Consider the following 17,194-nt stretch of genomic DNA (forward strand, 5'->3'; position numbering starts at 1 on the left):
GACGAGTCGGGGGCTGACGCCCGCCGACTCGTCGAACACTTCACCACAGTCTGGACAGCAGTCAGAGGTGACCTCGATTTCTCGGTCAGGGTCAGGAGCGTCGCGCCATTCCGGGTCGTGCCCAGGCTTTCGACCAGGCGTGCCACCGTCAGTACGTGGCTGTTCGTCGTCCTCGTCCGATGGGGACGAGGACGACTCCTCTTGGTCCGATTGGTCCTTGCTCGGTGGTGTGTGCGGTCCCTCGTACCACCTGAGCTTTGCTCTAAGGCGCTTGTTCTCCTTTCGGAGCTTTTCGTTTTCTTCTTCAAGCGCAGCAAGACGGTCGAGGATTTCTTCTTTGGTCGGCTCCGAGGAGGTCATGAACAGACGAGACGGGATGGTCTCCGGATCGGAGACCATCCCTCCAGGGTGCACTCACTCGCCTGTTGCATCGATCTACGTTATTTGTTTCACGGCCCCTACGAGAGACTACCGAAACCGATCTGGGGCTAAACACGTACATTAAAAGAAAGTCAGAGGTGGCTCAGATATTCCCTCCGCTGTTCCATCTTTTCGCGTTCAGTTCGCTGATCATAGTGCCGATCAAGTACCCCCTCCGAGACGTTAGCTCGATCACTGACCGCGGGTTTCGGCCAATCCTGATTCAGCGCATACGTGATTGCACCTCGCCGAACCGCGTGGGGGCTCCGGCTAGTAGGACAACTGGATGCACTTCCATAGGCGGTTGCGGGACATGATTCGATATCTCGTTTTTCGGGACACGCTGCATCAATCACGCAGGGGCGAGTATACCGGTAGCAGTCCCCTCGAAGCGTCGTTGTATGCGCTCGCCCTACCTCAGTCGTTAGTAACGGTTGTCGGCCCGACTCCTCGGTGATGTCTTCTCTCGTTGTTTCGGTCCAATCGTTGAGAACCGTACACACCTCCTCGGAAAGTGCGATGAAGCGCTGTCCTCCCTCCTGATTCTTGATCGGTGTCCCAGTCTCGGGGCGATGGACTACATGGATATACTGTTCGTCGGGGTCGTAGTCTTCGAGATCAAGCGAGCGAGCAGCACCGACTCGCATCATCGTGTGCCACAACAAAGTCAAGACGACGTGCGGACGAGAGGCGTACTCAAACTTCGCAAGGAAACTAAGGATTGCTTTTGCTCGATCCGGGTCGAGCATTACCGTTCGGACGTTCTCGTTTTCACCCAGAGCCGGTGAGAGCACTTTCGTGTGGAGATCTGGACTGACGCCATCGATTGATTCGAGCCATCGAATGAAGACTCGGAGCGTGTCCATCTGCGTCTTTTCGGTGACCGGTTCCAGATTGCCTTCCTCGCGCCGCCAGAGGCGGTATCGGTGTAGTATTCTGCCGGTCAAGTCGTTTAGATTAGTGATGTCTTCGCGGTCACACCAGCGGACGAAGTGTCCGAGACGGGAGCTGTGCGAGTAGATGGTTGCTTGTGATACCTCGTGCTCACGGTCTGTGAGATAGAGGTCGAGTGCTGTTTCAGGGTCGATTGGTTCGAGTGACATAGTCAGTTGGCAGCGAATCCAGTAAGAGCCGCTCAGGTCAGAACCCTCAATTCGGACGCCTCATGGCCTGCAAGGGAGTTCGTTCGACGGTCGAACTAAAGCCTGCAGCGCCCATTCTTCTACAGACGGAGCAGGCCGAGTGCCTCGGGACTTGACTGCGAGGCGGTTCACGTAACGCCGTGCATTCCCATCACGGCGTACACCGGGTTTTAAAGCCGGCCTTGGAATTTACTGCGTGCATCTAGCGGTTCCACAGTACCAAGTTACAGGGTCAACGGCCCCGCGCACGGTGGCGCGGGGCTTGTCAGTGAACTCGGCCTCTACCCCCAATTAGGGGGACGGGACGAATCCCCGGTTCGGCGTCACTACTCCTGACTTCAGGGCGAGCTGACTGTCGCCCGTCCGCCGCGACGACTGTAGGCCACGACGGACGTACCGCCATCCAACGTTTTTCGCTCCAACATAGTCCGCATTCGCCGTTGCATCACACGACTCACACTCAAACTCCGCCTGCCTGACGCGATTCCCCTTGCTCGTGTGGCCACACTCCGGACACCGTCGACTCGTGTTCTCCGGATCAACGTACTCTACACAGATGCCTTCCGCGTCAGCCTTGTACTCGACGAGATCCACGAGTTGGCGGTGCGCCCACTGATGGAACTCTTTGACCGGCGGCGCACGCTCTCGGATGTGTCGGAGGTTCTCGACGGCGATGTACTCGCAGTCGTGAATGAGTGCTTCCTCGATGATATCGTTGGCCACACGATGCAAGACATCGCGGACGTATCGGGACTCCCTACCGCTCATCTGCTGGATCGTGCGGTGCGCAGACTGCGTGCCGGTCTGTTGGAGATTGCCGCGAATCCGCTCGAACTCCCGATGCCGGTGCCTGAGTTCCCGACCGGACGCGAAGTACGCTGTCGAGGTGGTGGCGATGTTGACGATCCCAAGGTCAACGCCAAGAACTGTCCTGTCCTCGTCGTCGCCCTGTCGTTCGACCTGTTTCTCAGGCTTCTGTTTGCGAAAGCCGAGATGCAAGTAGTAGTCGCCATCACGCCGAGAAAGCGTGGATTCGGTGACCTCCCAGTCCTCGTCTTCGAGGTACTGGTATTGGTAGCCGTCTTCCTCATCCGGCAACGCGAGGTCACACCGAATCCGGTCATCGACCGTTGCGAGTGAGACTGTCTCGTCGTCGAACAGCGTCATCGTCCGCGTGTCGTATTTCACCGTCTCAGCGGTGAAATTCGGACGCGAGGTTTTGTACTCCTCGTCTAATTCCTCGAGTTCCTCGACGCCAGAGAGTGCGGCTGCGGCCTGGTGGGCGGCCAGAATTGCGTGTTGACTCCCAAGACGCGTCTTCTCCAACACCGTGTCGTAGGCGAGGTCTTGGAGGTAGGTTTTCCGCGTTTCACCCGTCCGCCAGCCGATTTGGCTGCTGATGTTGCAGGCGTCTTGCCACTCGCTGATGGTGGTGTCGAGCAGTTGCTTCTGCTTGTCGGTGAGGATAGGGCGGGTGATTGCGGTACGTCTCAAGTAATCGTCCGCCACGTTCTTCAATAGACGAGTAAGATAGTTAGTAGTTAGTGATTTGTGGCAGCGAGTGTCGGCTTCCTCCCCGCCCACGGTGGGGCGGGGAATCTGCCTCGCTACCTAGTTTGAAAGTTGACCGATTGTGGGGGGTCGATTCTCCGATGCCCGGAATCCATGCAGATACGCGAGCCGCGCCGTTTTTCCGGCAGTACGGCGCGTACTCGTGTATGGCGACACTCGGCACGAAACTGGTTCAGATGGACACGGTGCCCGCGGTGTTACACTACGCGGACGGTGGTCAGGATGGTCCACTGGAGATCCAACACGTGCAGGTCGAGGACAACACCGTGAGCGCGGTGATTCATGTACAGGCAGGCGGAACGCAGTCACTCGCACGGATTACAGGCGGGCTGGACGACGACGAGCTCAAGCTCGAGATTCCGACCGAGCCCGCGGACTTCGACTCTGTAGAGGCGTTCTTGGCTGCCGACGACATCTTTGAGACTGCGAAAACCATCGTCGACATCCAGACGGACCTCTGATTCAAGTCTGACAAGGACGGGACGTTATCCGTCGACCTGTCCTGGGTCACGACTCGGTACGAGTCCCTGCGCCATGAGGCGGCGTGCGACGACGACGAGCCCGTTCCCGACGCCGGTGCCGAAAATGGCTTGCTCGGTGTGCGTGTCGGGCATGATGGAACTCACGAGGAACGACGACCGGTCGATGAGCATGAGCCGACCGACGGCAATGTCGTGCTCGGCGTCGGTCTCGCTCCGGAGCCACTCCAGCCCGGAGGTGAACGTCGTGGCTTCCGGCACTGCGTCCTGAATCTCGGTCTGTGCGGACCCCGAGACGGCACCGATAGCCAGGCTAACACCGTCTGGAAGGCTGTTCAGGTGTTCGACGAGTTCGTCGGTTAGCAGCTCGTCGTTGCCAACGACGAGCACGACTTCGTCGTCGGCGTCCTCGACGAGCTCGTTCGTGCGGTTCGCAATTGCGGTCTGCCCGGTTAACGTCCACACCTCTTGTACTGACGATTTCGCGTCGCTCTCGACGCTTTCGACGGCTTCGAGGGCATCGTGAAGCTGTTCGACGCGAGATTCGTACTGGTCGCGCAACGTCTCGGTGGCCTCCGCCAGCGGGACAGCGCGGAACTGCTGAGGACTGGAGTGCTGGATTTCGACGAGCCCCTGCGCTTCCAGGACGCGAATCGCATCGTAGATTCGTGTCCGCGGTACGTCGGTTATTTCACTGAGCTTTTTCGCCGTGCCAGTCGGAACCCGCGTCAGTCCGACGAAGCACTTGGCTTCGTACTCTTTCAAGCCGAGTTCTTGGAGTACATCGATGGCCTCTTCGGCGTTCTCGTTTCTGGTCATGTGTCCCAACCCGCAGTCCGGTCGAATCCGGGGTTGGCTTCGAATAGCACTGCAGGACGGATAGGCGTTGTCACTATCATCATCAGTAGTGATGCCAGTTATTCACCCTGTTAGCAACTCTATAAGCCGTATAGCCACGACTCTAGAATCTATTTGTGATTTCTTCAGTGACAAATCGAAGGGTTTAGCGAGCCGTAATCTCACACTCGATTCGCTTGTGCTCTAGGTTAACCCAATTAATCACAAAACGATTATACGGTCGGCTGAGAAATTTTACGGATGGCACGTGATCGGTTTGTGTCCCAACCACAACTCCGCGTGCCAGCCTCGCCACACCGTGTGGCGGGGTTTCCGGAGCGGGCAGGCCAGTCATGAGTGCTAATTCATCCGACAACGCACGCGCCGTTGCCATCGAACAGCTCGAACAGTTCGGCTTGAGCACGTACGCGGCGCGGACGTTCGTCGCGCTCGTCGGACTCGGGACTGGAACCGCCAAGGACGTCAGTCGGGTCGCAGACGTGCCCCGAACGCGTGTCTACGACGCCGTCGACGAACTCCGCGACCACGGGCTCGTCGACGTCCAACAGTCCACGCCCAAGGAGTTCTGGGCCATTTCCTCGGAGACGACCGGACGAAAGGTCGAACGTGAGTGGCAGCACCGTGCGGCCGTCCTCACAGAAGCGCTGGACGAAATCGAGCCAATCGAGCGGCGGGACGAACAGCGTGGCGTCTGGACAGTCTCCGGCCGGGAGACAGTGACCGATCGCGTACTGGAGTTCTGCGAGAACGCCGAGGATCGCATCGTCTACATGACTGTCGAGGAATTGCTCACCAAGGACGTCGTCGACGCTCTCGAAGCTGCCACGGACCGCGGCGTCGACATCGACCTCGCAGGCGTGTCACCGGAGGTCCAAGAGCGCATCCAGGAGGAGGTACCCGGCGCCGAGCTGTTCGAATCGCTGTGGATGTGGTCGGACACGCCAGCTGGCCGGCTCATGATGGTGGACGGCGAGACAACACTCGTGAGCGTGCTCGTCGACAACGAGAACGGCCAGCCGACGACACCCGAGTCGGAGACGGCCATCTGGGGAAGCGGAGAGTCGAACAGCCTCGTCGTCGTGCTGCGGGCGATTTTCACGTGGCGTCTCGACGACTCCAACTAGCTATCTCGCGGCAACAGTGAGTACGGCTGCGGTCAATCCACCCCATGCGACAGCGCCGCCGACGGCGAACGTGAGCAGCGCGCCACCCCCAAGGAAGCCGGCGACAGCCCACGTGAGTACGCCGACCGCGGCGAGCGCGTGAATCGTCATCACACCAACCGGAGGTTCACGGCCACCGATGGAGAGCCACGTTCCATAGGCACCGAGCGCGAGCGCGAGCACGTAGGACAGAGCCCCTAGCCCGCCCCACAGCGAGAACAGGCTCGCCAGCAGCGAGTCGCCTCCTCCGTCACTAGAGCCGGGTGCGGTGGACACGGTCGATCCTGCTGACGTCCGCTGTGTTGGCTGTTGCGCGGGCTCAACGGTGACGTTCACGGCCGCGTCATTGAGGCTGCGGACGCCCAGTTCGTCCTCGACGACGAGCGAGACCTCGTACGTCCCGGGCTCCTCGAACGCGGTCACGTATGTCGGCGCCACACCGGACCGCCGCTCGTCGTCGATAGTGAAGTCATAGAGCGCGATAGCGCCATCGTCGGTAGACTGCCGCCCCGAGAACTCGATCGACTCGCCGGACCGAACAGTCGTCTCGTTGGCAGCGAGGACCGCAATCGGGCGCTCGTAGCGCGGGCCGAACGGCTCGCTCGCGAACGGCATCGGGTCGGCCTTCCCACCGTCAGTGACGACCGCGTCGCCCGCACCGCCGGGGTTAAGCGTCTCGTGGTAGGGGCCAGACTCGGAACCCCAGTAGTTGTGCTCCGCGACCACGGTTCCCCTGTCGAGAGAGCTACGCAGGCCGACGATGTGGCCGTAGATATCGTTGTAGATGAGTTCGACGTTCGGCGCATTATTGACAATCACGCCGGTCGCAGCGGCGTCACTGCCGCCGTCGGCCCGCTCGCTGTCGGCAGTGTTCAACACGACGGCGTTGTTCGCCAGCCGTGCCGGCGTCGGACCGGTAACACGCACGCCGTTCGCGTTCGCCGCGATGGTGTTGTTATGGATTTCGGTAGTCGTACCCGCGATCTGACCCGCGACATCAACACCGAACTCATCGTTGTCGAGCGCCTCGTTGAATCCAACGGTCACCCCGCCGAGAATATCGCTCGCCTGAACGGAGAGCCCGTCATCGGCATTCCCAACGAAGCGGTTTCGGAGGGCAGTCACGCCGCGTACGCGGACCGCGGATACGGCGATCCCCGAGCCACCGTTCGCCCGCACGACGTTGTCCGCAAACATCGTGTTGTCGACTTGCTGAGTTGCGAACGTCACGCCGCCATCGCCGTTTTCGGCGAAGGTGTTGTTCTGCACATCGAAGTCATCCACAAAGACGTACTCCGCGGTGGCGTCGACACCGTACCGGTCGTTGCGCACAAACTCGTTGTTCTCGACGGTGAACGTGACGTACTGGATGCCGCCGGTCGTCCGTCGCAGCCCGATCCGAAGCCCGTTCCGGGAATCGACGACCGTGTTTCGCGCGAAGCGCACGCGGTCGGCGTCGGTCGCCCCCTCCACGTGGAAGCCGCTTCCGGACGCGTCCCGGACCTCGCTGTTTACTACGTCGACCTCGTTGAGCGCGCCGCCACGGAACACGACGCCGTCACCGCCCACGCTCTCGATTCCGACGCGTCGGAGTGTCACGTCCTCAACGCGATGCTCGTTCGTGGCCTGTGGCCGCGCGTCTGTCGACTCAATCTCAAACACCACGCCAGCACCCGAGACGCCGGCGACGGTAACGTCGGTGAGTCTGATGTTCGAAATCTGCCGGGTACGCACGCGAACGCCGTTCGTACCGGTATTCGCAAAGGTGGTACCGGAGATTCGCACGTTCCGGACTGCGTCCACATACGGGTTGGTCTCGGGAACCTCGAACGCTATGCCCGTGCGTCCAACGTCGGTGAACCGGGCGTCCACAACCCGAATCGACGGCGACCCGTCCCGCGTCGTGATGGCCATCCCGTCGCGGACGTGCTCACGAACCGTCGAGTCGGCGAGCCGAATCGAACCCTCGCTGGAGGTCGCCGTAACCGCGGTCGTGCCGTGTTCGACGACGGTGTGTGTCAGCCGCAGTGTCGAGTCACCGTCACCAGCGTACTCGATGGTCTGCCACGTACCCGCGTCCGAGGACGCATCCGCGGTCGTGAACTGAATCGGGTTGGCCGCGGTCCCGGCTGCGACCAGACTACCCTCGACGGTTATCGTGACCTCCTCGCCGACGTTGACCCGCGTACCGGATTCGACAGTGAGCGTCACGTCGCCAGCAACTGTCAGGTCGCGGCCGACGTAGTACGGGCCATCATCGGCCGTCCACGTCGTGTTCTCGGTCACGTTACTCTCGACGTACGTCGGCGTCGCCTCCGCGGCCGCCGCTGGCACGACAGCGCTCGCCGCAACACCGGTAGCAACCACGCCGATAACCACGATTGCGCCGAGGAGAACCTTTCCTGACGTCATGTGAGTACGGTTAGGAGCCGTCCCAACGGGTAATGTACCGACCAATCGAACGCTCCAGTACCGCCCGTAACCGCTGAGTTCTTCGCGTCGTCATTCGGCGTCGTCGGGTCCATGCCACGCAACACTTCCTCGCCGTCCGGAATCCTGTCGGCATCCGAGTCAGTCGCAGTCGGATTGGAGCCGTACCGTCGTAGTTCTATGGCGTCTTCGATGCCGTCGTCATCCGTGTCCGCGTCCAACGGGTCTGTTCCCGTGTCGCGGAACTCGGTCAGGTCGGTGAGCCCGTCGCCGTCCGTATCGCGGTCCTCGGGGTCGGTGCCGAGTTTGACTTCAAGCGGATCCGGAAGTCCGTCGAGGTCCGCGTCAGCCTCGATAGCGGACGTGTTGGCTGCGAGTTCGGACCGGTCATCAAGGCTATCGGCGTCCGTATCCGCGTCTCCGTAGTCCGTGCCCGCGCGGACCTCCTCATCGTCGCGAATACCGTCGTCGTCCGTGTCGCGATCGGTCGGATCGGAGTCGAACTGGTGGACCTCGTAGCCGTCTTCAAGTTCGTCGCCGTCCGTGTCGGCATCGCGGAAGTCGGTGCCCAGCGTGAGTTCGTTGGTGTTCGAGAGCCCGTCGGCGTCAAGATCGCCGCCCTTGTTGATGACGTGGACCGTAATTGCCCGGTCGTCGCGGCGCGAACTATCGCCGCTCCGTGAACTGTACATCGTCGCGTACAACGTGTGTCGGCCCGGTTCGAGGTCCTGTTCACGGGGTTTGAGCGTGAGGGCGGCGTCGATCGTCGCCAGTTCGCCAAGCGTCACCGTCGTCACATCTAGTGAGGTGTCGAGTGGCTCGTTGTAGCTGGCTTCCCGGGTTTCGGTCAGCCGGACGTCGTAGTCGGCGTAGTAGGAGTCGGAGTCGTTGAGGTAGTCACCGACGGTCACTTGCACGGTCGCGGGTTCGTCAGCCCACACGTAGTAGACGTCATCCCGTTCGGTCGCCGCGCCCGCGCCGGTCACGTCGACCGAGAGGACGCCAGAGTCGACCGTAGTGGCGTCAACGGCGCCAGTCACAAGCGCCGTCGCCGGGCTCGTCGCCAGGAGAGCAACGATGACGGCGACCACGGCGACGCGCGGAGCTGAGCACCGAGACACGTACCTCTGTCTTGGTGTAACGCACTTGAATATAGTGGTGAGTCTACCCCGGGTACGAGAACAGTCCAGCCGCCGTCTTGGGTTACGGGGAGTCAAGGAGAACTCCGTCTTTTAGCGCGGGGAGGATGTCAATCGTAGGGGCGTGACTGCTGGCGGTAGTGTTCAGAGTGGCCTTATGGCGCGAGCGGCGTCGCTACCGGTGGAGCGTCTCATACACCTGTGGGAGCAGGTACGCGAACACAGCGAACACCGCGGCGAACAGTAGCGCCAGCAGCAGTTCAACGGGTCCCATGTGAAATTTGTTCTCTACAATAGGACGTAATCTTTGTGGCCGTCGAAGAGAAAACGGTTTGCCGCCCTACGACTCACGAAAGACCATGAAGGTACGAATCGGTGCTGGCGCGACCGACGAGGAGGCGCAGGCGGTCGCCGCCGCGCTCGCCGAACACGTCGCCGACGAGGTCGAGGTGTACCTCGGCGAGGCCGACGAGCCCGCAGCCACCCACGCCCCGCTCGAGCGCTCCACGAGCGACGAACCCGAGGAACGCGACCTCGGGCCCACCGAACGCGAGGAACGGCTCCGCGAGGAAATCGAGGACATCCTCGAAGGCGGCCCCGAGAAGTACAAAGAACGCCTGAGTGAGCAGGACAAACTGTTCGTGCGCGACCGCCTCGACCTCTGGTTCGGCGAGGACGGTGGGGATGGTACGGGCGACCTCCTGTTCGAGGACGGGAAGTTCGCCAACTTCGATTCCTGGCACCCGAACAGCCCGGACGTCGACGACGCCGACCCCGACAGCCGCCTCCCGGCGGACGGCCTCATCACAGGGGCGGCGGACTTCGAGGGCCGAGACGTCCACTTCATGGCCAACGACTTCACGGTAAAGGCGGGGTCGATGGCCGAACGCGGCGTCGAAAAGTTTCTCCGGATGCAGCAGCGCGCGCTCAAGACCGGCCAGCCGGTGCTGTACCTGATGGACTCCTCGGGCGGCCGCATCGACGAGCAGTCCGGGTTCTTCGCCAACCGCGAGGGCATCGGAAAGTACTACTTCAACCACTCCCGGCTCTCCGGACGCGTCCCCCAGATTTGCGTGCTGTACGGCCCGTGCATCGCCGGCGCCGCGTACACGCCCGTGTTCGCGGACTTCACCGTGATGGTCAAGGGAATGTCCGCGATGGCCATCGCCAGCCCCCGGATGGTGAAGATGGTGACCGGCGAGGAAATCGAGATGCAGGAACTGGGTGGCCCCGAGGTGCACGCCCGCCAGTCCGGGAGCGCGGACCTCGTCGCCCGCGACGAGGAGCACGCCCGCGAACTCGTCTCGGACCTGATTCAGTACCTCCCCGACAACAGCGACGAGAAGCCGCCGAGCCAGCCCGCGCAGCAGCCCGCGAAACCCACCGAGGGCATCGACGGCCTGATTCCCAAGTCCCCGAACCGCGCGTACGACATGCACGACCTTATCGAGCGCGTGGTTGACGGCGACTCCTTCTTCGAACTCAAGCCCGAGTACGGCAAGGAGATTCTCACGGGGTACGCCCGCATTGACGGTCGCACCGTGGGTATCGTCGCGAACCAGCCCGCCGAGCGCGCGGGCGCCATCTTCCCGGACGCCGCCGAGAAGGCAGCGGAGTTCGTCTGGAAGTCCGACGCGTACAACATTCCGTTACTCTACCTCTGCGACACCCCTGGCTTCATGGCGGGCTCGCAGGTTGAGAAGGACGCCATCCTGGAGAAGGGCAAGAAGATGATTTACGCGACCAGCGAGGCCACCGTCCCGAAGCAGTCCGTGGTCGTACGGAAGGCCTACGGCGCGGGCATCTACGCCATGAGCGGCCCGGCCTACGACCCCGAAGCCACTATCGCGCTCCCCTCCGGCGAAATCGGCATTATGGGCCCGGAAGCCGCCATCAACGCCGTCTACGCGAACAAACTGAACGACATCGACGACCCCGAAGAACGAAAGCAACGCGAGCAGGAGCTCCGCGAGGAGTACCGCGAGGACATCGACGTCCACCGAATGGCCAGCGAGACCGTCATCGATGAAATCGTCCCGCCCTCGGAACTCCGGACAGAACTCGCGAACCGCTTCGCGTTCTACGAGGACGTCGAAAAGGACCGCCCGTCGAAGAAACACGGCACGATTCTCTGAGGCAGCGACGTTTCGGGCGCGCTACGACATGTGTGCGGTGACGTCGGTCGAGGAAATCATGCCGACGTAGTCGTCGTCGACCACGGGGAGGTGTTTGATGCCGTACGTCGTCATCATCGCGGCGACCTCCTCCATGTAGAGGTCGGGCGCGGCGGTCTCGACCTCGGTCGTCATCACGTCCGCGACCGTCATCTCGGCGACGTCCTGTCCGTCGGCGACGGCGTCGAGGACGTCGGTGCTGCTGATTATCGCGCGCGGCGTCGTCGTCACGACGAGCGCGCTGATGTCTTTCGCGCGCATCCGCTGTGCGGCCTCTTTCACAGTCGCGTCGGCGCTAATCGTCTCCAGCGGCGTGGACATCACGTCCTCAACTGTGGGCTTCTCGGTAGAAGACATACGACACCCCACGCACCCCCCTACCAAGGCAGTTTCCCCGTCCGCAGCCACGAACGTTCATGACGCGCCCGCCGGATACGTCGGTATGGTCGTCCCGCAGTCGGTTCCGGAGTTGACCGCGAAGTACGCGCTCCTGCTCGGACAGGTCGCAGAATTCGTCGCCGTGACGCTCGTCGTCTACGTCTTCGGACGGCTCGTCGTCCGGCCGCTCGTCGAGTCGCTGTTCGCCCGCTGGGACCTCGCGCCGACGCTGGAGAACACCGTCGTGAAACTGCTGCGCGCCGGCGTCCTGCTGGGCGCGGTCGCCGCGGGCGCGTGGGCGGCGGGGTTCGGCGCGTTCCTCGGCGGGTCGGCGCTCATCTTCGCCGCGCTCACGCTCGCCGTCGGGTTCGCTGCACAGGACGTGCTCTCGAACTTCGTCGCCGGCGTGTTCATCGTTCAGGACCCGAACTTCAACATCGACGACTGGATAGAGTGGGAGGACAAGGCGGGCTTCATCAGCGACATCGGGTTCCGCGTGACGCGCATCCAGACGTTTGACAACGAGACCATCACCGTCCCGAACACGGAACTTGCGACGAAACCCGTGACGAACCGGATGAGCAACGAGACGCTGCGCATCTCCTACACGGTCGGCATCGGGTACGGCGACGACATTGACGCCGCGACCCGCATCCTCCTGGACGCGGCGGCCGACCACGACGACATCCTCGACGACCCGGAGCCGTCCGTCCGGGTCGCGGACCTCGACGACACCGCGGTGCTCCTGCAGTCCCGGTTCTGGATTGCCGATCCCGACCGCGAGGACTTCTCGGTGACGCGCTCGGAGTACATCCAGGACGTCACCGAGCGCTTCGCGGCCGCCGACGTGGACCTCTCGACGACCAGCCAGCACGCGCTCTCCGGCGAACTCACCGTCCACGAGCGCCCCGCGGAACCCTGAGTCCTACTCGCGCTGCAGCGCGTCCACGAGCACTGCGAGCGCGAGGCCGGCGAGCCCGACGTCCCGCGCGATTACGTCCCCGAACTGTCCGGTCGTCGCCCAGACGACGGCGAGGTACGCGACGGTCACCGCCAGCGAGACGATCGCGACGAGCGCGGCGAACGCAGTGTAGCGGTCCGCGAACAACAGCGCCGCGAACCCAATTTCGAGCATGCCGTTCGCGAGCATGAACGCCATGGGCGAGACGACGAGCCACGGCGCGAGCCAGTCGGTGACGTAGACCGCCCAAGCGCCCGGGTCGAGGAGTTTGTGGACGCCCGCGGCGAGTAGCATCGCGCCCAGTCCCCAGCGCGCGAGCGTCCCCGAGTCGGGTGCACCAGCAGCGAGTCGCTCCGCGCGGTCGCGGACAGTCACAGTCAGTCCTCGGCGTGTTCGCGCTTCAGCGAGAGTGCCGTGCGGTCGAACTCGCAGACCAACTCGTCGTCGCGGTTCACGGCGAACGCCTCGACGTGGAAGGTGACAATACCGCGCTCGCCGTCGCTGGTCTCGCGCTTGTCGGTGACCGTCGACTGCGCGCGAATCGTGTCGCCGTGGAACACCGGCACGGGGTGTTCGACGTCGTCGTACGAGAGGTTCGCGACGATGGTGCCGTCGGTTGTGTCCGGGATGGTGAGGCCGACGGCGAGGCTGAGCGTGTAGAGGCCGTTGACGACGCGCTCGCCGAACTGCGTGTCGGCGGCGAATTCGGCGTCGAGGTGCAGCGGCTGCTGGTTCATCGTGAGGTCGCAGAACTGCTGGTTGTCGGCCTCCGAGACGGTGCGGCGCTTCTCGTGTTCGATAGTTTCGCCGACGTCGAACTCCTCGTAGTAGCGTCCCGCCATGGGCGAGTGGGGTCGGCCCCAATCCTTAAAACCGCCGAAACCGCGGCCAGCAGGCTTTTACTCGGGAGATGGCCATCACCATTTTTCAGTCGGCAGGCGAGGTTGGGGATATGTCAGGGGACTACGTCCGTGCAGAGGTACTGGTGGCTGTCGTTCTCGTGGCTGCCGTGTTCGCCGGTGTGACGACAGCAGCGACGGGTGGCTCGATAGCAGCATCGCCGAACGACCCGAACACGACCGCGACACACACCGCGAGCGTAGTCGTCGACGGGAACGCCGTCGGTGGGTCGTGGACGAGTTTTCAGGTTGAGTACCAGGCGACCGACGTGAGCAACGTCGGGCAGAACGACGTGGTGAAAATCGGTATCGACCGCGACAACGACGCGCCCGGTGACACCATCGACGTCGACGTCTCCGACGACCTCAGCAGCGCCGGCGCGGATAACAACGGTCACACGCTGGACGTCGGACTCGGTGGGAACTACGGCCTCCAGCAGAACGACGAGCTCGTCGTCGTCTACGAGAACGCCCAGAACCCGAGGGCCGGCGACTACGATGTCGCGCTCCACGTGAACTACCAGAGCGCCGACGAGACGGATACGGCGACGCTCTCGATTTCGGCGGACACGACGACTACGCAGACGGCGACCGCGACCGCGACGGCCACGCAAACGGCAACTGCGACCGCAACGAGCACACAGACGGCGACCGCCACGCCGACGGCGACGACGACTGACTTCGGTGGGAGCGATACCACCACGACGTCGGACGGCAGCGACGGAGGCGACGACACGTCCGACATCGTCTCCTGGGCGTCCGTGAACGCGGACCCCGCGGAGCCGAGCATGAATGCGACGCACACGACGATTGCCACGGTCGACAACGAGACTGCGCGCGACTCGTGGAACGGGCTCGTCGTCAACTACAGCGGGACGGGGACGAACGTCAGCGGGGTCGGGCAGGGTGACGTGGTGAAAATCGGCATCGACCGCGGCGGCGACGCGGGCAACGACACCGTCGACGTGAACGTCTCCGACGACCTCAGCAGCGTCGACGCGTCGAACGACGGCGAGACGCTGACTGTCGGCCTCGGTGGGAACTACGACCTCCAGTACGGCGACGAGGTGGTGGTCGTCTACGAGAACGTCCAGAACCCCTCGGAGGGCATCTACCAAGTGCCGCTGGACGTAAACCACCAGAGCAGCGGCGGCACGGGAACCGCGTCGCTCGTCCTGCTGACGAACGACCAGACGACCGAGACCGCGACGCCGAACACCGAGACCGTGACCGAGACCAGCGAGTCGCCTACTTCGCCGACCACGACGGCGGAGTCGACGCCGTCGACGTCGCCCGGATTCGGCACCATCGCAGCAGTCGTCGCGCTCGCCGCGGCCGCGCTGCTCGCGCGTCGATAGACATACAAGCGGCCGGGGAGACGCCCCGGCATGGCTCGACGCAGCGTCTTGTTTTCGCCGGGCGACCAGCCGGAGTTACTGCGGAAAGCGCCGGAGACGGGCGCGGACGTCGTCGTCTTCGACCTCGAAGACGCGGTCGTTCCCGCGCGGAAGACGGAGGCGCGGACCGCCGTCCAGTCAGTGCTCGCGGACCCCAACTTCGACCCAGACTGTGAGGTCTGCGTGCGCGTGAACCCAATCGGAGCGGGCGCTCGTGACGACGTGGAGACGGTGCTCGCCGGGGAGAACCCGCGGCTGGACGCCGTCGTCCTCCCGAAAGCGCGGTCCGCCGACGAGGTGACGACGCTCGGCCGGCTGCTCGACGAGCGCGCGTTCGACGTCCCCGTGCTGGCGCTCGTGGAGTCCGCACGCGGCGTCCTGCACGCCGAAGAAATCGCGGACGCCGGACCGACGGACGCGCTCGTGTTCGGTGCGGAAGACCTCGCGGCGGACGTCGGCGCGACGCGGACCGACGACGGAATCGAGGTCCTCCACGCGCGCGAGCAGGTCGTGCTCGCTGCGGGTGCCGCGGGCGTGGACGCCATCGACACCGTCTACACGGACATCGAGGACACGGAAGGACTCACCGAGGAGACCGAATTCGCGGCGCAGTTGGGCTACGACGGGAAACTCGCGATTCACCCCTCGCAGGTCGACCCCATCAACGACGCGTTCACGCCCGCAGCGGAGGACGTGGAGTGGGCGAAGCGGGTTCTCGACGCCCAGGAGGAGGCCGACGAAGCGGGTCACGGGGTGTACCGCGTGGACGGCGAGATGGTGGACGCACCACTAGTGGCGCAGGCCGAACGCATCCTCGAACGGGCGCGGGCCGCCGACGGTGGCGACGCCGACGAGTAAGCGGGCGAACGACTACGATTACAGGTTCCGCCACGCTTTTGCTGAGCGACAGAGTCGGTCGGTGTATGGCGGACGCTAATCCCTTCGAGAGCCTGCAGGAACAACTCGACGACGCGAGCGAGTATCTCGACGTCCGAGAGGACGTCCTCGACCGACTCAAACAGCCCGAGCGCGTGCTCGAACTCACGCTCTCCGTGGAGATGGACGACGGCACCATCGAGACGTTCGACGCGTACCGTTCGCAATTCAACGGCGACCGCGGCCCGTACAAGGGCGGCATTCGCTACCACCCGGGCGTCACCCGCGACGAAGTGAAGGCGCTCTCCGGATGGATGGCGTACAAGACGGCGGTCGTCGACATCCCCTACGGCGGCGGCAAGGGCGGCATCGAACTGGACCCCAGCGAGTACTCCGAGAGCGAACTCGAGCGCATCACGCGGTCGTTCGCCAAGGAGATTCGCCCGTTCATCGGCGAGGACAAGGACGTGCCCGCGCCCGACGTGAACACGGGCCAGCGGGAGATGAATTGGATCAAAGACACCTACGAGAAGCTGGAGAACACGACCGCGCCCGGCGTCATCACGGGGAAAGCCCTCGAAAACGGCGGCAGCAAGGGTCGCGTCGAGGCGACCGGTCGCTCGACGATGTTCGCCGCTCGCGAGGTCTTCGACTACCTCGACAAGGACATGGAGGAAGCCACGGTCGCCGTGCAGGGGTACGGGAACGCCGGCTCCATCGCCGCGCGGCTCCTCGAAGACCTCGGCGCGAACGTCGTCGCCGTCTCGGACTCCTCGGGCGCCATCTACAACCCCGAAGGATTCGACACCCGCCACGTCAAGGAGTTCAAACGCGACACCGGTAGCGTCGCCGGCTACGACGGCGCGACCGAGGAGTTCGGCAATGACGACCTGCTCACGCTGGATGTCGACCTGCTCGTGCCCGCGGCCCTGGAGAACGCCATCGACGGCGACCTCGCGCACGACGTCGAGGCGGACGTCGTCGTGGAGGCTGCGAACGGCCCGCTCACGCCGGACGCGGACGAGGTGCTCGCGGAGCGCGGCGTCTACGTCGTCCCGGACATCCTCGCGAACGCCGGTGGTGTCACCGTCTCGTACTTCGAGTGGGTGCAGAACCGCCAGCGCTTCCAGTGGACGGAAGAGCGCGTCAACGAGGAACTGGAAGCCGTCATCACGGACGCGTTCGACGCGATGATCGACGCCTACGAAGCCAACGACCTCCCGAGCCTCCGCATGGCCGCGTACGTCGTCGCCGTCCAGCGCGTCGTCGACGCCTACGAAGGCAGCGGTAGCTGGCCGTAACTCCT

Annotated in this window: 15 protein-coding genes and 1 pseudogene; 7 read left to right on the forward strand and 9 right to left on the reverse strand. The window is 63.5% G+C overall.

Annotated features, from left to right (window positions below):
* The 3 genes and pseudogenes from LPA44_RS00005 to LPA44_RS00015 all read right to left on the reverse strand — a co-directional run.
* Positions 1-399: pseudogene (locus LPA44_RS00005) on the reverse strand (IS66 family transposase); the annotation flags it as partial.
* 113 nt (positions 400-512) lie between these two features.
* Positions 513-1,523: a tyrosine-type recombinase/integrase gene (locus LPA44_RS00010; protein WP_230887551.1), complete on the reverse strand. Its 1,011-nt coding sequence runs from the start codon at positions 1,521-1,523 to the stop codon at positions 513-515.
* Positions 1,524-1,853: 330 nt separating this feature from the next.
* Positions 1,854-3,071, reverse strand: coding sequence for an RNA-guided endonuclease InsQ/TnpB family protein (locus LPA44_RS00015; RefSeq protein WP_230887552.1), 1,218 nt, complete (start codon positions 3,069-3,071; stop codon positions 1,854-1,856).
* Between the two features lie 209 nt (positions 3,072-3,280).
* Here LPA44_RS00015 and LPA44_RS00020 point away from each other — a divergent pair, with 209 nt between their 5' ends.
* Positions 3,281-3,595, forward strand: a complete 315-nt coding sequence (locus LPA44_RS00020) for a hypothetical protein (protein ID WP_230887553.1) — start codon at positions 3,281-3,283, stop codon at positions 3,593-3,595.
* A gap of 24 nt (positions 3,596-3,619) precedes the next feature.
* Here LPA44_RS00020 and LPA44_RS00025 read toward each other — a convergent pair whose 3' ends face one another.
* Entirely contained in the window at positions 3,620-4,432 is an 813-nt protein-coding gene (locus LPA44_RS00025; RefSeq protein ID WP_230887554.1) for a TrmB family transcriptional regulator, read from the reverse strand.
* Positions 4,433-4,803: 371 nt separating this feature from the next.
* Here LPA44_RS00025 and LPA44_RS00030 point away from each other — a divergent pair, with 371 nt between their 5' ends.
* Entirely contained in the window at positions 4,804-5,595 is a 792-nt protein-coding gene (locus tag LPA44_RS00030) for a TrmB family transcriptional regulator (protein WP_230887555.1), read from the forward strand.
* Here the strand turns inward: LPA44_RS00030 and LPA44_RS00035 are convergent, their stop codons facing one another.
* Both LPA44_RS00035 and LPA44_RS18185 read right to left on the reverse strand, forming a co-directional pair.
* On the reverse strand, positions 5,596-8,046 hold the full coding sequence (locus LPA44_RS00035; protein ID WP_230887556.1) for a right-handed parallel beta-helix repeat-containing protein: 2,451 nt from the start codon (positions 8,044-8,046) through the stop codon (positions 5,596-5,598).
* A complete protein-coding gene (locus tag LPA44_RS18185) occupies positions 8,043-9,185 on the reverse strand; it encodes a calcium-binding protein (RefSeq protein WP_230887557.1) in 1,143 nt (380 codons plus the stop codon). The genes LPA44_RS00035 and LPA44_RS18185 overlap by 4 nt, the downstream gene beginning before the upstream one ends.
* Positions 9,186-9,562: 377 nt before the next feature.
* Here LPA44_RS18185 and LPA44_RS00045 point away from each other — a divergent pair, with 377 nt between their 5' ends.
* A complete protein-coding gene (locus LPA44_RS00045) occupies positions 9,563-11,338 on the forward strand; it encodes an acyl-CoA carboxylase subunit beta (RefSeq protein WP_230887558.1) in 1,776 nt (591 codons plus the stop codon).
* A 21-nt stretch (positions 11,339-11,359) separates the two neighbouring features.
* Here the strand turns inward: LPA44_RS00045 and LPA44_RS00050 are convergent, their stop codons facing one another.
* Positions 11,360-11,734, reverse strand: coding sequence for a CBS domain-containing protein (locus LPA44_RS00050; protein ID WP_230887559.1), 375 nt, complete (start codon positions 11,732-11,734; stop codon positions 11,360-11,362).
* A gap of 85 nt (positions 11,735-11,819) precedes the next feature.
* Here LPA44_RS00050 and LPA44_RS00055 point away from each other — a divergent pair, with 85 nt between their 5' ends.
* The gene (locus tag LPA44_RS00055; RefSeq protein WP_230887560.1) at positions 11,820-12,677 is read left to right on the forward strand and encodes a mechanosensitive ion channel family protein; all 858 of its coding nucleotides are present in this window, start codon (positions 11,820-11,822) and stop codon (positions 12,675-12,677) included.
* Between the two features lie 3 nt (positions 12,678-12,680).
* Here the strand turns inward: LPA44_RS00055 and LPA44_RS00060 are convergent, their stop codons facing one another.
* Entirely contained in the window at positions 12,681-13,091 is a 411-nt protein-coding gene (locus LPA44_RS00060; RefSeq protein ID WP_230887561.1) for a DoxX family membrane protein, read from the reverse strand.
* Positions 13,092-13,093: 2 nt separating this feature from the next.
* Positions 13,094-13,558, reverse strand: a complete 465-nt coding sequence (locus LPA44_RS00065; protein ID WP_230887562.1) for a MaoC family dehydratase — start codon at positions 13,556-13,558, stop codon at positions 13,094-13,096.
* 110 nt (positions 13,559-13,668) lie between these two features.
* Here LPA44_RS00065 and LPA44_RS00070 point away from each other — a divergent pair, with 110 nt between their 5' ends.
* The 3 genes from LPA44_RS00070 to LPA44_RS00080 all read left to right on the forward strand — a co-directional run bounded on the left by LPA44_RS00070 (position 13,669) and on the right by LPA44_RS00080 (position 17,189).
* Positions 13,669-14,973, forward strand: a complete 1,305-nt coding sequence (locus LPA44_RS00070) for a PGF-CTERM sorting domain-containing protein (protein WP_230887563.1) — start codon at positions 13,669-13,671, stop codon at positions 14,971-14,973.
* 30 nt (positions 14,974-15,003) lie between these two features.
* Complete coding sequence (locus LPA44_RS00075; protein ID WP_230887564.1) at positions 15,004-15,870, forward strand: HpcH/HpaI aldolase/citrate lyase family protein; 867 nt, start codon at positions 15,004-15,006, stop codon at positions 15,868-15,870.
* A 65-nt stretch (positions 15,871-15,935) separates the two neighbouring features.
* Positions 15,936-17,189, forward strand: coding sequence for a Glu/Leu/Phe/Val family dehydrogenase (locus tag LPA44_RS00080; protein WP_230887565.1), 1,254 nt, complete (start codon positions 15,936-15,938; stop codon positions 17,187-17,189).
* Positions 17,190-17,194: the final 5 nt, after the last annotated feature.

It is taken from the genome of Halobacterium sp. KA-4 (assembly GCF_021028995.1).
In the GTDB taxonomy this organism is placed as follows: Archaea; Halobacteriota; Halobacteria; order Halobacteriales; family Halobacteriaceae; genus Halobacterium.